1 pseudogene is annotated in these 265 nt (G+C 44.2%); it reads right to left on the bottom strand.

The window, feature by feature from the left end:
* Positions 1-118: 118 nt before the first annotated feature.
* Positions 119-265 (bottom strand): annotated as a pseudogene (locus R2R70_RS20820) (hypothetical protein); the annotation flags it as partial.

The raw sequence follows: 265 nt of genomic DNA, 5'->3' as shown, positions 1-265 counted from the left end.
CACCTACTTTTGCACCACTTCTACGAAGTGCCTTACCTTCCGGCACGGTACCTTTTGCACAAATAGTAATGGTGAGTGGCCCTTGAGTGGTATCACCACCAATAATTTGTACATTAAAGTATTCTGCAATTTCATGCATTTCAAATGTACGGATCTGGACTTCAAGCGGATCACCTTTTGGACCAATCACGGTTGTATGAAGGGATTGGTACATGTTCGGCTTTGGCATCGCAATATAGTCCTTAAATCTCCCTGGCATCGGCTT

Source organism: Cobetia sp. SIMBA_158, from assembly GCF_046566945.1.
Taxonomy (GTDB): domain Bacteria; phylum Pseudomonadota; class Gammaproteobacteria; order Pseudomonadales; family Halomonadaceae; genus Cobetia; species Cobetia amphilecti.
The sequence above is the reverse complement of the archived record's forward strand: the minus strand, read 5'-3'. Positions and strand labels throughout refer to the sequence as shown.